The organism is Tistrella mobilis (assembly GCF_039634785.1).
GTDB lineage: Bacteria > Pseudomonadota > Alphaproteobacteria > Tistrellales > Tistrellaceae > Tistrella > Tistrella mobilis.
In genome coordinates this window covers 99,832-116,374 of the sequence record NZ_JBBIAB010000002.1, presented here as the reverse complement: position 1 = coordinate 116,374, position 16,543 = coordinate 99,832, and the positions used below count along the sequence as shown (strand labels likewise).

6 protein-coding genes, 1 pseudogene and 1 CRISPR repeat array are annotated in these 16,543 nt (G+C 68.8%); of the genes and pseudogenes, 5 read left to right on the top strand and 2 right to left on the bottom strand.

What is annotated here, in order from left to right:
- Positions 1-5 precede the first annotated feature (5 nt).
- The 5 genes and pseudogenes from treS to malQ all read left to right on the top strand — a co-directional run bounded on the left by treS (position 6) and on the right by malQ (position 13,092).
- Complete coding sequence (gene treS / locus WI697_RS03405) at positions 6-3,377, top strand: maltose alpha-D-glucosyltransferase (protein WP_345957362.1); 3,372 nt, start codon at positions 6-8, stop codon at positions 3,375-3,377.
- Complete coding sequence (gene glgB, locus WI697_RS03400; RefSeq protein ID WP_345957361.1) at positions 3,358-5,604, top strand: 1,4-alpha-glucan branching protein GlgB; 2,247 nt, start codon at positions 3,358-3,360, stop codon at positions 5,602-5,604. Before treS ends, glgB begins: the two co-directional genes overlap by 20 nt.
- 1,648 nt (positions 5,605-7,252) lie before the next feature.
- A pseudogene (gene glgX, locus WI697_RS03395) lies at positions 7,253-9,352 on the top strand (glycogen debranching protein GlgX); the annotation flags it as partial.
- Positions 9,341-11,158 carry a malto-oligosyltrehalose trehalohydrolase gene (treZ, locus tag WI697_RS03390; RefSeq protein ID WP_385997726.1) on the top strand — a complete coding sequence of 606 codons (1,818 nt, stop codon included), beginning with the start codon at positions 9,341-9,343 and terminating at the stop codon, positions 11,156-11,158. The pseudogene glgX and the gene treZ, both read left to right, overlap by 12 nt.
- Positions 11,155-13,092, top strand: a complete 1,938-nt coding sequence (gene malQ, locus WI697_RS03385) for a 4-alpha-glucanotransferase (RefSeq protein WP_409351428.1) — start codon at positions 11,155-11,157, stop codon at positions 13,090-13,092. The genes treZ and malQ overlap by 4 nt, the downstream gene beginning before the upstream one ends.
- 58 nt (positions 13,093-13,150) lie before the next feature.
- Positions 13,151-15,573: direct repeats of the CRISPR family, unit length 31 nt; unit sequence GTTTCAATCCACGCACCCGCAAGGGTGCGAC.
- A 290-nt stretch (positions 15,574-15,863) separates the two neighbouring features.
- Here malQ and WI697_RS03380 read toward each other — a convergent pair.
- Together WI697_RS03380 and WI697_RS03375 are read right to left on the bottom strand one after the other, a co-directional pair.
- Positions 15,864-16,166: a type II toxin-antitoxin system RelE/ParE family toxin gene (locus WI697_RS03380; RefSeq protein ID WP_345957360.1), complete on the bottom strand. Its 303-nt coding sequence runs from the start codon at positions 16,164-16,166 to the stop codon at positions 15,864-15,866.
- Positions 16,163-16,444 (bottom strand): hypothetical protein, encoded by a 282-nt coding sequence (locus WI697_RS03375; RefSeq protein WP_345957359.1) that lies wholly within the window; start codon positions 16,442-16,444, stop codon positions 16,163-16,165. Before WI697_RS03375 ends, WI697_RS03380 begins: the two co-directional genes overlap by 4 nt.
- Positions 16,445-16,543: the final 99 nt, after the last annotated feature.

Below are 16,543 nucleotides of genomic sequence, written 5' to 3'. Positions count from 1 at the left end.
GCCACATGCCTGCACCCACGCCCCCTGTCTCGTCCCCCACCGGCGCGCAAGGCCGGATCATCCGTGGCGCCGATCATGCACCGGGCGATCCGCTCTGGTACAAGGACGCCGTCATCTACCAGCTGCATGTGAAGTCGTTTCAGGACGGCAATGACGACGGCATCGGCGATTTCCCGGGGCTGATCTCGCGGCTGGACTATATTGCGGCACTTGGCGTCGACACGATCTGGCTGCTGCCCTTCTACCCCTCGCCCTTGCGCGACGACGGCTACGACATCGCCGATTATCGCGACGTCAACCGCGCCTATGGCACGCTGGGCGACTTCAAGCGTTTCCTGGCCGAAGCCCATGCCCGGGGGCTGCGGGTGATCACCGAACTGGTGATCAACCACACCTCCGACGCCCATCCCTGGTTCCAGCGCGCCCGCCGCGCCAGGCGCGGCTCGGCGCAGCGCGATTTCTATGTCTGGTCGGATGACGACCGGAAATATCCCGAAACCCGGATCATCTTCCTCGACACCGAAAAGTCGAACTGGACCTGGGATCCGGTGGCCGGGGCCTATTACTGGCACCGCTTTTATTCCCACCAGCCCGACCTGAATTTCGACAACCCGCGGGTGCTGGACGCGGTGCTGAAGGTGATGCGCTTCTGGCTCGACATGGGGGTGGACGGGCTCCGGCTCGACGCCGTGCCCTATCTGATCGAGCGCGAGGGCACCAACAACGAAAACCTGCCCGAGACCCACGAGGTTCTGAAGAAGATCCGCGCCCATCTGGACGAACATTACAGCGACCGGATGCTGCTGGCCGAAGCCAATCAATGGCCGGAAGACACCCAGGAATATTTCGGCGCCGGCGACGAATGCCACATGGCGTTTCATTTCCCGCTGATGCCGCGGATGTATATGAGCATCGCGCAGGAAGACCGGTTCCCGATCACCGACATCATGCGCCAGACGCCGGACATTCCGGAAAACTGCCAATGGGCGATCTTCCTGCGCAATCACGACGAGCTGACGCTGGAGATGGTGACCGAAACCGAGCGCACCTTCCTGTGGGAGACCTATGCCTCGGACCGGCGGGCGCGGATCAATCTGGGCATCCGGCGGCGCCTGGCGCCGCTTCTGGATCGCGACCGGCGGCGGATCGAGCTGATGCACAGCCTGCTGCTGACCATGCCCGGCACGCCGGTGCTGTATTACGGCGACGAGATCGGCATGGGCGACAATGTCCATCTGGGCGACCGCGACGGGGTGCGCACCCCCATGCAATGGTCGCCCGACCGCAATGGCGGGTTTTCGCGCGCCGATCCCGAACAGCTGATCCTGCCGGCGATCATGAGCCCGCTTTACGGCCATGCCGCGGTGAATGTGGAAACCCAGAGCCGCGACCCGCATTCGCTGCTGCACTGGACCCGGCGCATGCTTCAGGTCCGCCGCCGCTTCCGCGCCTTCGGCCGGGGACGGCTGGATTTCCTGTTCCCGGGCAACCGCCGGGTGCTGGCCTATCTGCGCGCCGACGACAATGATACGGTGCTGTGCGTGGCCAATCTGTCGCGCACCGCCCAGGCGGTGGAGCTGGATCTGTCGCGCTTCGAAGGTCGGGTGCCGATGGAACTGGTCGGCGGTGCCGCCTTTCCGCCGATCGGCCAGCTGCCCTATCTGCTGACCCTGCCGCCCTATGGCTTCTATGCCTTTGCGCTGGAACCGGAAGGCCGGGCGCCGGTCTGGCACCTGCCGGCGCCGGAGCCCCTGCCCGAGCATGAAACCTTCGTGCTGCGCCGGGGGCTGGCGCAGCTGCTGGAAGCCCCCCATCGCGACCGGCTGTCGAAGACGGTGCTGCCGGCCTGGCTGGCCATGCGCCGCTGGTTCGCCGGCGGGCGGGATGCGGCGGCGACCGCGCGGCTGGATTTCGCCGACCCGCTGCCCGGCACCGATGGCGAGATCCTGCTGACCGGGATTGCGGTCGCCCGCGACGACGGCACCGAGGATCATTACGCCCTGCCGCTGGGCATTCTGTGGGAGGCAGACCGCCCGGATACCCCCGCCCTGCCGGTACGGCTGGCACTGGCGCGGGTGCGGCAGACCGCCCGGGTGGGGCTGCTGACCGACGGTTTTGCGCTGGAAGGCTTCGGCCGGGCGCTGATGCGGGCGCTGGCCGATGGCGGCACCCGGGCGGCACCCGGGGCGCGGCTGGCGCTTCGGCCCGGATCGGCCCAGGCGGTTGCGATCGCAGGCGCCCTGCCGCCCGGCGCCGAGGTGCGCTGGATGGCGGCGGAGCAGACCAACAGCTCGGTCATCGTGGGCGATACCGCGGTGATCAAGCTGATCCGCCGCATCCAGCCCGGCATCAACCCCGAGGTCGAAATGGCCCGCCATCTGACCGAAGCCGGCTATGCCGGGGTGGCGGAATTCCTGGGCGAACTGGCGTGGGAGGGCCAGGTTGGGGAGGAGAGCGACGGCACCGCCAGCCTGGCGGTGATCCAGCGCTTCATCCGCAATCAGGGCGATGGCTGGCACTGGACCGGCGACCAGCTGGCCCGGGCGCTGGACGCGCTGCACCATCACGACCGGGAGCGGCTGGAAGATGCCACGGGCACGATCCGCGCGCTGACCCGCACCATCGGCCACCGGCTGAAGGAGCTGCACGAGGTGCTGGCGCGGCCGTCGGAGGACGTGAATTTTGCGCCGGAAATAGCCGATCCGGCTACGATCGCCGCCTGGAATAGCCGAATCGGCCAGGCGCTGGAAACCGCCTTCGATATCCTGGCCGATCATGCCGCCGCGGGGGAGGATACCCCCCTCGCCCGGGCAGCGCGGAGCGTGCTGACCCGGCGCCGGGGGCTGGCCGCAGCCGTGGCCGCACTGGCCGAGGCGGGGACCGGCGCGACACTGACCCGCATCCATGGCGATTTCCATCTGGGGCAGCTGCTGGTGTCGACCGGCGATGTCACCCTGATCGATTTCGAGGGTGAGCCGACCCGGCCGCTGGCGCTGCGCCGGGCGAAGGACAGCCCCTGGCGGGATGTGGCAGGGCTGCTGCGCTCGATCGATTACGTGACCGCTATGCCACATCCGGCGGCCCCGGCATCGGATACCGGCGCGGGGCTGGAGCCAGACGATCCCGCCCACTGGCTGCTGCGGCTGCGCGGCGAGATGGAGCGCGCCTTCCTGGCCGGCTATGCCGGCGACGAGGCCACCACCGCAGCGCCCGATCTGCCGGCGCTGCTGAAACTGTTCCTGATCGAGAAGGCGGCCTACGAGGTCGCCTACGAGGCCCGGTTGCGGCCCGACTGGCTGCTGCTGCCGGCGGCCGGTCTTGCCCGCCTGGCCGAACGACTGGTACCGGAGATCGACGATGTCGCACCCGACGCATGAACCGGCCGGCCCCCCCGGCCTGGACCGGGGGGCGATCGAGGCCCTGGCCGAGGCCCGCCATGGCGACCCCTTCGCGGTGCTGGGGCCGGGGCCCATCCTGGGCCCGGTTCCCATCTCCGGACCGGGGCGCCGCCGGCTGGTGGTGATCCGCCCCGATGCCGACGAGGTGGGCGCGGTGGCGCAACAGGATGGCCGGCCGCTGGGCGTGCTGGCCCGGGTGCATCCGGCCGGGATCTTCGCCGGCACGATCGAGGATGCCCCCTACCGGCTGGTGGCGACCACCGGCCAGGGCACGGAGACGGTGGAAGATCCCTATCGCTTCGGCCCGATCCTGACCGACGAGGATCTGCGCCTGATCCGCGCCGGCCATCATCCCGATCTGCCGGGGGTGCTGGGCGCGCGGGTGACGGAGATCGAGGGCGTCGCCGGCACCGTCTTCGCGGTCTGGGCGCCCAATGCCGACCGGGTCTCGGTCATCGGCGATTTCAACGAATGGGACGGGCGCCGCCACCCGATGCGGCTGCGTCACGCCGCCGGGGTGTGGGAGCTGTTCCTGCCCGGCATCGGCCCGGGCCGGGCCTATCGCTACGAGATCCGCAGCCGCGGCGGCGCCGTGCTGCAAAAGGCCGATCCGATGGCCCAGGCGACGGAAATGCCGCCCGGCACCGCCAGCATCGTGCCCGACCCGACCCCCTTCCCCTGGACCGACGGCAGCTGGATGGCGCGGCGCGCCACCACCGATCTGCTGAAGATGCCGGTTTCGGTCTACGAGGTGCATGCCGCATCCTGGTTCCGCGATGCCCCCCACCCGCAGCTGGACTGGGACGGGCTGGCCGACCGGCTGATCCCCTATGTGCGGGCGCTGGGCTTCACCCATGTCGAGCTGCTGCCGGTGATGGAACATCCCTTCGGCGGGTCGTGGGGCTATCAGCCGCTGGGGCTGTTCGCCCCCAGCGCCCGCTTCGGCCGGCCGCGCGGCTTCGCGCGCTTCGTGGACCGCTGCCACGCCGCCGGGATCGGGGTGATCCTGGACTGGGTGCCGGCGCATTTCCCGATGGACCCTCACGGCCTGTTCCGCTTCGACGGCACGGCGCTTTACGAGCATGAAGACCCGCGCGAGGGCATTCATCGCGACTGGAACACCGCCATCTACAATCACGGCCGCGACGAGGTGGCCGGCTTCCTGATCGCGAGCGCGCTTTACTGGCTGGAGCATTACCATGTCGACGGGCTGCGGGTGGATGCCGTGGCCTCGATGCTCTATCGCGACTACAGCCGAGAGGCCGGCGACTGGGTTCCCAACATCCATGGCGGCCGCGAGAACCTTGAAACGGTGGCCTTTCTGCGCCGGATGAACCAGGTGATCCAGGCGCGCGTGCCGGGCGCCATGACCATCGCCGAGGAATCCACCGCCTGGCCGGGGGTGACGGCGCCGGTCGCGGCCGAAGGATCGGAGACCGCGCTGGGCTTCACGCTCAAATGGAATATGGGCTGGATGCACGACAGCCTGAAATATATGGGCGAAGACCCGATCAACCGGCGCTGGCATCACGGCACCATGACCTTCAGCCTGGTCTATGCCTGGTCGGAACGCTATGTGCTGCCGCTGTCGCATGACGAGGTGGTCCATGGCAAGGGCTCGCTGCTTGGCCGCATGCCGGGGGATGACTGGCAGAAACGCGCCAATCTGCGCGCCTATCTCGCCTTCATGTGGGGCCATCCCGGCCGCAAGCTGATCTTTGCCGGCGGCGAACTGGGCAATCCGCGGGAATGGGACCATGACGGCTCCACCCCCTGGGGGCTGCTCGACGACGCTGGCCATCAGGGCATCCAGGCGCTCGTCGCCGATCTGAACCGGCTCTACGCCCACGAGCCGGCGCTGCACGGCCGCGACGACGACCCGGGCGGCTTTCAGTGGGTGGTGGGCGACGATGCCGCGAACAGCGTCTTCGCCTGGATCCGCCGCACGGGGGAAGAGGCGACCGACCCCGACATGCTGGTCGTCGCCAATCTGACCCCGGTCCCGCGCGAGGCCTATCGTATCGGGGTTCCGGCCCCCGGCATCTGGCACGAGGTGCTGAACACCGACGCCACCGCCTATGGCGGTTCGGGCCTGGGCAATGGCGGCCGGGCGCTGGCGGTGGAAACCCCCGCCCATGGCCGCCCCGCCTCTCTCACCCTCACCCTGCCACCGCTCGCGACCCTGATGCTGCGACAGGGGCGGTAGAGCGATGCCGGAACCCGCCTGGTCGCCGCCGCCGCCGTCGGGCACCGCCGCTGGCCGTGGCCGCACCGCCCCCGCCACGGCCACCGTCCGTCACCGCCGTTACCCCTGCCCGCGCCGCCCGACGCCACCGCCACTGTCCGACACCGCCGTCGACCCTGCCCGCACCGTCCGACCACCACCGCCCCTGTCCGGCTCCGCCGTTGACCGTCTCTGCACAAAAGAAACACCGTCATCCCCGCGAAGGCGGGGATCCAGGTAGGCCTCTACAGGAATGATCGATGACCGCTCGCGACCATATCCGTGTCAGCCCCCTGCCGCCCCCGTCATCCCGGCCGGTGCCCGCTTTGTCGGCGGTCTTCGCACGGCGACAAAGGTGGATCCCCGCCTTCGCGGGGATGACGGTGGAGGGGGTGTGGCGCAGGCGGGTGGGGTGGTGTCGGACATGGGCGACGGGGTCTGCGGGGACGGTCGAGGCCGTCCGTCGGCCCGCCATGGCCGGTACCGCCATCGACCGTGGCCGCACCGCCCGACCACCGCCGCTGTCCGGCTCGGACGTCGATCCTGCCCGCACCGTCCGACCACCGCCGCCCCTGTCCGGCTCCGACGTCGACCGTCTCTGCACAAAAGAAACACCGTCATCCCCGCGAAGGCGGGGATCCAGGTAGGCCTCTACAGGAATGATCGATGACCGCTCGCGACCATATCCGTGTCAGCCCTCCGACGGCCCCGTCCTCCCGGCCGGTGGCCGCTTTGTCGGCGGTCTTCGCAGGGCGGCGAAGGTGGATCCCCGCCTTCGCGGGGATGACGGTGGTGGGGGTGTCGCGCAGGCGGGCGGGGGTGGTGTCGGACATGGGCGCCGGAATGATCGATGACCGTTCGCGACCACGGCCCTGTCGGCCCTTCGACGCCCCCGTCCTCCCGGCCGGTGGCCGGTTTGTCGGCGGTCTTCGCAGGGCGACAAAGGTGGATCCCGCCTTCGCGGGGATGACGGTGGTGGGGGTGTGGCGCAGGCGGGTGGGGGTGGTGTCGGACATGGGCGACGGAATGATCGATGATCGTTCGCGACCACGGGCCTGTCGGCCCTTCGACGCTCCCGTCCTCCCGGCCGGTGGCCGCTTTGTCGGCGGTCTTCGCAGGGCGACAAAGGTGGATCCCCGCCTTCGCGGGGATGACGGTGTTTCTTTTGTGCGGAGACGGTCGGCGGGGGTGCCGGACAGTGGTGGCGGTGGTCGGGCGGTGCGGGCAGGGTCGACGTCCGAGCCGGACAGCGGCGGTGGCGGTCGAATGGTGCGGGCACGGTCGATGGCGGTACCGGCCATGGCGGGCCGGCCGACAGCGTCCACCGTTCCCGCAGAACCCGTCCTCGACCGTCCCCGCAGACCCCGTCGCCCGTGTCCGACACCACCCCCACCCACCTGCGCCACACCCCCACCACCGTCATCCCCGCGAAGGCGGGGATCCACCTTGGCCACCCGGCGGAGAACGGCGACCAAGCGGGTGCCGGCCGGGAGGACGGTGGAGGGGGTGTCGCGCCGGGCGGGTGGGGGTGGTGCCGGAGATGGGCGGACCTGTGCTGCCGGCGGTTCGTCTTGTGGACATCACGCTGAGCCAAGACCTCGTATCCAGACAAGGAAGGTAGTTCCACCCCATGCCCATCCCGGCCGATCGCCTGTTTCCCGGACGTCCCTGGCCGCTCGGTGCGCGCTGGGATGGGCTGGGTGTCAATTTTGCCGTGTTCTCGGCCAATGCCAGCCGGGTGGATCTCTGCCTGTTCGACGGGCAGGGTCGGCGGCAGATCGCCTGTATGCCGCTGCCGGAGTGCACCGACGAGGTCTGGCACGGCTATCTGCCCGATGCCGGGCCGGGGCTGGTCTATGGCTATCGCGCCCATGGCCCCTATGAACCGCAGCGCGGCCATCGCTTCAATCCGAACAAGCTGCTGCTCGACCCCTATGCCCGGCAGATCGCCGGGCGGCTGCGCTGGTCGGATCATCTGTTCGGCTACAGCACAAGATCGGCCCGGCGCGATCTGTCGTTCGACCGGCGCGACAGCGCGCCGGCCATGCCCAAGGCGGTGGTGACGGTGGATGCCTTCGACTGGGGCGACGATCGCCGCCCGGAGGTGCCCTGGACGGAGACCCTGATCTACGAGACCCATCTGCGCGGCATCAGCATGCGGCGCGACGATATCCGCCCGCATGAGCGCGGCAGCTTCGCCGCCCTGGCCGATCCGCGCTTCGTGGACCATCTGCTGCGGCTGGGCGTGACCGCCGTGGAGCTGCTGCCGGTGCATGCCTTCGTGCAGGACCGCCATCTGGTCGACAAGGGCCTGAGGAACTATTGGGGCTATAACAGCATCGGCTTTTTCGCCCCCGAACCCGGCTATCTGTCCACCGGTGAGCTGGACGAGGTGAAGGTGGCGGTGCGCCGGCTGCACGCCGCCGGGATCGAGGTGATCCTGGACGTGGTCTATAACCACACCGCCGAGGGCAGCGAGCTTGGGCCGACGCTGTCCTTCCGCGGGCTGGACAATGCCAGCTATTACCGGCTGGTGCCGGGCGACGAGCGCTATTGCATCAACGATACCGGCTGCGGCAACACGCTGAACCTGTCGCATCCCCGCGTGCTGCAGATGGTGCTGGATTCGCTGCGCCACTGGGTGGAGGTCTATCATGTCGACGGCTTCCGCTTCGATCTGGGGGTGACGCTCGGCCGCGAAGGCACCGGTTTCGACCCGGGATCGGGGTTCTTCGACGCCATCCTGCAGGACCCGGTGCTCTCACGCGTCAAGCTGATCTCGGAACCCTGGGATACCGGGCCCGGCGGCTATCAGCTGGGCAATCACCCGCCCGGGTTTTCGGAATGGAACGACCGCTATCGCGATACGGTGCGCCGCACCTGGCGCGGCGACGACGGCAGCCTGCCCGGCTTTGCCGCGGTGCTGGCCGGATCGGGCGACATCTTCGACCACCGCCATCGCGGCGCCCAGGCATCCGTCAACTTCATCACCGCCCATGACGGCTTCACCCTGCGCGACCTGGTGTCCTATGCCGAAAAGCACAACGAGGCCAATGGCGAGGACAACCGCGACGGGCATGGCGACAACCTGTCGGCGAATTGGGGCGTCGAGGGCGAGACCGACGACCCGGCGATCCTGGACACCCGCGCCCGGCTGCAACGGGCGATGATCGCCACCCTGCTGCTGTCGCAGGGCACGCCGATGCTGCTCTGCGGCGATGAATTCGGCCGCAGCCAGCAGGGCAACAACAACGCCTATGCCCAGGACAACGACATATCCTGGGTGGATTGGGCGGCGCTGCAACGGCCCGAGGGCGCGGCGCTCAGCCGCTTCACCGCCGCTGTGGCGGCCGCAAGGCGGCGCTTCGCGGTGCTGCGCGACCGCCGCTTTCTGCATGGCGACCGGCGCTATGCCTTCGATCTGGCCGATATCGCCTGGTTCGGCGTCGATGGCGGGCCGGTGCCGGCCGAAACCTGGAACGACCCGGCCACCCGGGCGCTGGCGCTGGTCCGCACCGGTCCGTCGGATACCGGGCAACTCGACGTCGTGCTGACCCTGTTCAACACCGGCGCCGGGGATCAGGATTTCATCCTGCCGCTGCGCCCGCTTTCCCGCCACGGCCTGGCCTGGACCCGGATTCTGGACACGAGCGACGGCGAGACCGACGAGGTGCCGCTGACCGGCGGCCGGGTGACGGTGCGGGCCCGCAGCCTGCAATTGCTGGCGGCATCGCTGCCGGCCGATCCGCCGCCCGGCCGGCGCTTTCATCAGCCGCTGTCGGCCGGTGCCGAGCCGGTCGGGCCGGGGCGGACCCGGTTCAGGATCTGGGCGCCGGATCATGGCCGGGTGCGGCTGCTGATCGAGGGCGGCACCCCCCTCGACATGACGGCGCTGGGCGAGGGCTGGCACGAGGCGACGGTCGAATGCGGCCCCGGCACCCGCTATCGCTATGGCATGGGCGAGGATCTGGCGGTCCCCGACCCGGTGTCGCGCTTCCAGCCCGAGGATGTCCACGGGCCATCGGAAGTGATCGACCCCGAGGCCTTTCTCTGGCGCCATGGCGAGTGGCGCGGCCGGCCCTGGCGCGAGGCGGTGATCCTGGAAGTGCATGCCGGGCTGTGGGACGGCTTCGCCGGCGTCACCCGCCGCCTGGCCGAGATTGCGGCCCGCGGCTTCACCGCCATCGAGCTGATGCCGGTGAATGATTTCCCCGGCGCCCGCAACTGGGGCTATGACGGGGTGCTGCCCTATGCCCCCGACCATGCCTATGGCAGCCCCGAAGAGCTGAAGACCCTGATCGACACCGCCCACGGGCTGGGGCTGATGGTGTTCCTGGACGTGGTCTACAACCATTTCGGGCCGGACGGGAACTATATCCACGGCTATGCCGGCGGCTTCTTCCGCGACGACATCGACACCCCCTGGGGCGAGGCGATCGATTTCCGCCGGCCGGAGGTGCGCCGCCATTTCACCGAAAACGCGCTCTACTGGCTGAACGAATACCGCTTCGACGGGCTGCGCTTCGATGCCGTTCATGCCATCCCCGATCCCGACTGGCTGGACGAGACCGCGGCCCGGATCCGGAGCGAGACCGAGCCCGGCCGCCATGTCCATCTGGTGCTGGAACATGACGGCAATGCCGCTCGCCATCTGGCGCCGGGGCTTTATGACGCGCAGTGGAACGACGACATGCACCATGTGATGCATGTGCTGCTGACCGGCGAGACCGACGGCTATTACGCCGATTATGCCGAGGCCCCGGCCGACCGCCTGGCCAGGGCGCTGGCCGAAGGCTTCATCTATCAGGGCGACCCGTCGGCCTATCGCGGCGGCGAGAGGCGGGGCGAACCCAGCGGCCATCTGCCGCCCACCGCCTTCGTCAACTTCCTGCAGAACCACGACCAGATCGGCAACCGCGCCTTCGGCGAGCGGCTGACCAGCCTGGCGCCGGTGGCGGGGGTGGCGGCGGCGACCGCGCTGATCCTGCTGGCACCCGCCATCCCGCTGATGTTCATGGGCGAGGATTGGGGCAGCACCCGGCCCTTCCTGTTCTTCACCGATCATCACGACGCGCTGGCACCGCTGGTGCGCGAGGGCCGGCGGCGGGAATTCGCCCGGTTCGAGCGGTTCGCCGACGATCAGGCCCGCGCCCGCATCCCCGACCCCAATGCGGCGCTGACCTTCGAGACCTCGCGGACCGACGCGGACGAGGCGGCGCGTGAGCCCGGCCGCGCCCGGGCCGCCCTGGTCGCCGGGCTGATCGCGCTCCGCCAGCGCGAGATCGTGCCGCGGCTGGAGGGTGCCGTGTCCGAAGGGGCGGCCGCCATCGGCCCCAAGGCGGTGCGCGCCGCCTGGCGGCTGGGCGACGGCGCCGTGCTGACCCTGTTCTGCAATCTGGACGGCAGCCCGGTGCCGCTGGACGGAAAGCCCGAGGGCCGCTGGCTGTTCGTGCCCCCGGAGGCGATCGAGGCGCTGGAGACGGGTGCGCTTGCGCCCATGACCACCGCGGCGGTGCTGAGGGAGCCCGAGGGATGAGCGGAAATACAACCAAAAGCGGTAATGGACCGGACGAAGGGTTGCAGGCTCTGGCCGCCGCCGCCGGCATCGCCACCAGCTGGACCGATGCCGCCGGCCAGGGCCACAGCGTCGCCCCCGACACGCTGCGCGCGCTGCTGGCGGTGCTGGACCTGCCGGCCGACAGCCCGGCGCAGATCCGCGAGAGCCTGGCGCGGGCGACCGCTTTGCCGCCGCCCCGGCCGGATGCCGCGGCGGGGCCGCGCTGTTTCGGCCTGGCCGACGCCCTGGCCGACGCCCTGGCCTGGCCGGCCGGGCAACCGCCGCGGGCCTGGGGGGCGACCGCGCAGCTTTACGGGCTGCGGCGATCGGGGGACCTGGGCTGCGGCGATACGACAGCCCTTGCCGGGCTGGCCCGCAGCCTGGGCGAGGCCGGGGCCTGCTGCCTGGGGGTGAGCCCGGTCCATGCCCTGTTCGGCGCCGATCCGCATCGCTGGAGCCCTTATGCCCCCTCCAGCCGGCTGTTTTTGAACGAGCTGATCATCGACCCCGACGACATCGCGGGCGGGGCGGAAACCGCCCGGGCGCTGGAGGCGGCAGGCCTTGCCGCCCGCGCCCGCGCCGCGGCGGCAGCGCCGCTGGTGGACTGGCCCGAGGTGGCAGGGATCAAGCGGGCGGTGATCGACCATCTGATCGGGGCGCATGGGGCAAGGCTTGCCGCCGATCCCGGCTATCGGGCCTTCCGCGCCGCCCGCGGCCGGGCGCTGGACGACCATGCGGTGTTCGAGGTGCTGGATGCCCGCTTCCGCGCCCGGGGGTTGACCGGCGGCTGGCCATCCTGGCCACACGACTTTCGCGATCCTCGGGGATCGTCCGTGTCCAACGTGGCGATAAGCGACGCCGAAGCGGTGGAGGCGGCACGGCTGCGGCAATGGCTCGCCTTCCGCGGCCTGGCCGGGGCGCAGAGCGCGGCGACCGGGGCAGGCATGGGGGTGGGGCTGATCGCCGATCTCGCCATCGGGGTGGATGGCAGCGGCGCGCAATCGTGGAGCGAACGTAGCGGTATTCTGAACGGGGCGAGCATCGGCGCGCCGCCCGATCTGTTCAACCCGCTGGGCCAGAACTGGGGGCTGGCGGCGCCGTCGCCGCGGGTGATGCTGGAAACCGGCTGCGCCGGCTTTCGCCAGATGCTGGACGCAACCCTGTCTGCGGCCGGCGGCATCCGCATCGACCATGTTCTGGGGCTGATGCGGCTCTGGCTGATCCCCGACGGCGCGTCACCGGCCGAGGGCGCCTATCTGCGCTACCCCCTGGCGGAAATGCTGGATGTGGTGGCGGATGTCTCGCAGCACCGCCGGGCGGTGGTGATCGGCGAGGATCTGGGCACGGTGCCCGACGGCTTCCGCGCGGTGCTGGCCGCCCGCGGGCTGATGGGCACGCGGGTGCTGTGGTTCGAACGCGACGCGGCGCAGGATTTCCGCGCGCCCGAGGCCTGGGAAGACGGCATCACCGCCACCACCACCACCCACGACCTGCCGACCACCGCCGGCTGGTGGCGCGGGCTGGATATCGCCTGGCGCGACCGGCTGTCGCTGTTCGGACCCGGCGAGACCGCGGCGCTGGCGCAGGAGACCCGGGCGCAGGACCGCACCCGGCTCTGGACCACCTTCACCAGGGCCGGCACCGCCACCGGCCCCGAACCCGCCCCCGACAGGCCCGGCCCGGTGATCGACGCAGCGCTCGACTTCCTGGGCCGCAGCCGCGCACCCCTGGTGCTGGCCCCGCTGGAAGACCTGGTCGGGCTGGAAGACCAGCCCAACCTGCCCGGCACGGTCCACGAACACCCCAACTGGCGCCGCCGCATGCCGGCCCCCCTGCCGGGACTGATGGCGACGCCGGCGGTGGGGCGGCGGGTGGGGCGGGTGAAGGGGGGGCGGGGGGTGGCGGCGGGGTGATTCGGTGCACCTGTCGGGGTGCGACAGGCGGCCGGCGACAGGGCGCTCGTGTCGGTTCGGTTCAATCCACGCACCCGTGAGGGTGCGACTAAGCCCTTTGCCATCATTCCGATGTACGACAAGTTTCAATCCACGCACCCGCAAGGGTGCGACCAGGCCCGCGCAGCCGTGGCGGGGCACGGGGAGGTTTCAATCCACGCACCCGCAAGGGTGCGACCAGCCCGACGCCCAGCTCCGCGATGCGGAGGGGTTTCAATCCACGCACCCGCAAGGGTGCGACTAATCCGACACAGCGCCGTCCTCCAGCCCGACGGTTTCAATCCACGCACCCGCAAGGGTGCGACGCTGGTTCACCGGGCGGCGGCGGGTGAGCCAGGTGTTTCAATCCACGCACCCGCAAGGGTGCGACCGCCCGCGCCTGCGCCTCACCGGTCACCACCGCCGTTTCAATCCACGCACCCGCAAGGGTGCGACCGCGGACGCCTCTGGCCGGTCTCGGGATCCTTGTGTTTCAATCCACGCACCCGCAAGGGTGCGACCGATGGCGCCGTCCACCACGGACCAGACCCGGCTGTTTCAATCCACGCACCCGCAAGGGTGCGACATCCTCGATCACTGCCTCTGTATCGAGTTCAGCGTTTCAATCCACGCACCCGCAAGGGTGCGACCGGACTGGTCGCGAGGGCGTCGCGCACCTCGACCGTTTCAATCCACGCACCCGCAAGGGTGCGACTGGCTGCCAATAACCCGGCCGTCGTGGGCTTCTGGTTTCAATCCACGCACCCGCAAGGGTGCGACTTTCAACGATATGGCCATGGCGGCGGCGGCGCGGTTTCAATCCACGCACCCGCAAGGGTGCGACTCGGCGGGGTGTCAGCCGCGCCATGGTGACCAAGTTTCAATCCACGCACCCGCAAGGGTGCGACGGCCGCGGCGCACCTTGTCCGCCAGATCCTTCAGGTTTCAATCCACGCACCCGCAAGGGTGCGACCGTCCGGCTCAATCGGGGGCCGCACAATGACCAGTTTCAATCCACGCACCCGCAAGGGTGCGACGCGGGAGACGGTCCAGCTCATTGTGCGTAGCCTGGTTTCAATCCACGCACCCGCAAGGGTGCGACGCAAGGATGCGGGCCAGGTCAATCGCGGTGTCACGTTTCAATCCACGCACCCGCAAGGGTGCGACCTGGTCGACAACCGGCGAGGCGCCCGACTGGCAGTTTCAATCCACGCACCCGCAAGGGTGCGACAGCCGTCTTTCTTGGGCGATGACCAGGACTTGCGGTTTCAATCCACGCACCCGCAAGGGTGCGACCCACCACATCTCCGCGTAGGCGAGGTCCCAGCGGTTTCAATCCACGCACCCGCAAGGGTGCGACCATTGGCCCCGATGCGGTCGATGGTGCATCCAAAGTTTCAATCCACGCACCCGCAAGGGTGCGACATTTCGCCGGCGGAAAATGCGGCTGCGTACTGTGTTTCAATCCACGCACCCGCAAGGGTGCGACCCTGCGAGTGGGCCGATACGGGGCGTCAGCCACCGTTTCAATCCACGCACCCGCAAGGGTGCGACTCGAGGCGCTGATCCGCGACCGCGAGGCTGCCGCGTTTCAATCCACGCACCCGCAAGGGTGCGACCCATCATATTCTGTATGATGGCAAGGACGTGGAGTTTCAATCCACGCACCCGCAAGGGTGCGACTCGAGGCGCTGATCCGCGACCGCGAGGCTGCCGCGTTTCAATCCACGCACCCGCAAGGGTGCGACTGTCCCTGCGGACAGCCACGATCTGACCGTCCGCGTTTCAATCCACGCACCCGCAAGGGTGCGACTAAGACTAACGATATCGTTAATCTCCCCATCACGGTTTCAATCCACGCACCCGCAAGGGTGCGACATCCCGCCCAGGTGGGAGTGGGTCGACCCGGAGTTTCAATCCACGCACCCGCAAGGGTGCGACACCAGTCGAATATGCTCTTACCAAAGAGGAAATGGTTTCAATCCACGCACCCGCAAGGGTGCGACCAATCATGGTGACTGACATTGTCTATTACGCCTGTTTCAATCCACGCACCCGCAAGGGTGCGACCCGCCGGCACAGCTGGTACGCAATCACACCATGCTGTTTCAATCCACGCACCCGCAAGGGTGCGACGATCCGGACACGCTGGTCAGCGAGTGGGCTGCGGTTTCAATCCACGCACCCGCAAGGGTGCGACTCGCGGTGATGCCGCCCGCCCTCGAGGAGCCCCTGGGTTTCAATCCACGCACCCGCAAGGGTGCGACTCGGCGCGGCGCGCCGCCTCCATGGCCATATCGTTGTTTCAATCCACGCACCCGCAAGGGTGCGACGCGGCGCACTCCCGAAGATCCGGCAGCCAGCCGCGTTTCAATCCACGCACCCGCAAGGGTGCGACCCAGGAGGAGGAGGATCTTCCCCCAGTTCTCCGAGTTTCAATCCACGCACCCGCAAGGGTGCGACTCACCCCCTCTTAATATCCTGAATCGGGGGCCGGAAAAAGGCGATCCGCGCGAACATCTTCTGGAAGTCATTCTATAGTATGAACATGAATAAATTGTGAAATTTAACCAATTGAAAAACAGGGATAATTTTTTCCGCGAACCTCCCGGGATTTTTACGGGAGCTTGGGGTTCGCGGGCGAGGCGGGACAGATTTGCGGAGGGTCTGCGGAGGCGGTACCCGCTTCGACCAGGGCGAAGGCAACCGCCCTCTGACCATGATGGACCGCTTCCCCGGCACCGGGGTGACGATCATCGATCGGTTCGGGGCGGGGTGATCAGCGGGGGCCATTGGCGAGAGGTGTGCACCAGGGCGATGATCCAGACGGCGCCGCCGTGGATCTCGTAGATCAGGCGATAGCTTTCATGTGGGATCAACTCACGCGTACCGGGGATGAGGCCGGCTTTGCCCATTTCGGGATATGCTGTCAGGTGATCTGCCGCACGGTCGAACAGTTCGTCGAGACGTCGGGCGGCATCCGGGTCGCCCGTCGCGATGTACTCCCAGATCGATGCCCGGTCCTGCTCCGCCTCGGGCGTCCAGAGCACGATCACGCGTCGGACCCTGCCAGCCGCGCCCGACGCGCCGCGAAATCAGCTTTGACCTCGTCATTGGGCCGGCCCTGTCCGGCACGTATCGACGCACGTCCGGCTTCAACCTTTCGGTGCAGATAGGTGTTGTAGTCACGGCTCTGACGACGCCGTTCGATATAGTCGCGCATCAATTCGCGAACGACCTGCGATGCCGGGCGATCTTCTGCCGCAGCCTCGGCCATGAATGCCGCGCGCAACTCGGCATCCAGCTTCATCGTAAAGACAGCTTCCTTAGGCACGGCACGTCTCCCCCAAGGTATCTGTGCTGAAAAAGTATAGACGCTGTCAGTACCCTGGTGCCATCGCATTCGACGCCGGCCGGTCTGCCGAAGCCGTCT

Excerpts from the sequence above, each read along its gene's own strand:
- malQ (WP_409351428.1), top strand. The coding sequence starts at position 11,155 with ATGAGCGGAAATACAACCAAAAGCGGTAATGGACCGGACGAAGGGTTG.
- glgB (WP_345957361.1), top strand. The coding sequence starts at position 3,358 with ATGTCGCACCCGACGCATGAACCGGCCGGCCCCCCCGGCCTGGACCGG.
- treS (WP_345957362.1), top strand. The coding sequence starts at position 6 with ATGCCTGCACCCACGCCCCCTGTCTCGTCCCCCACCGGCGCGCAAGGC.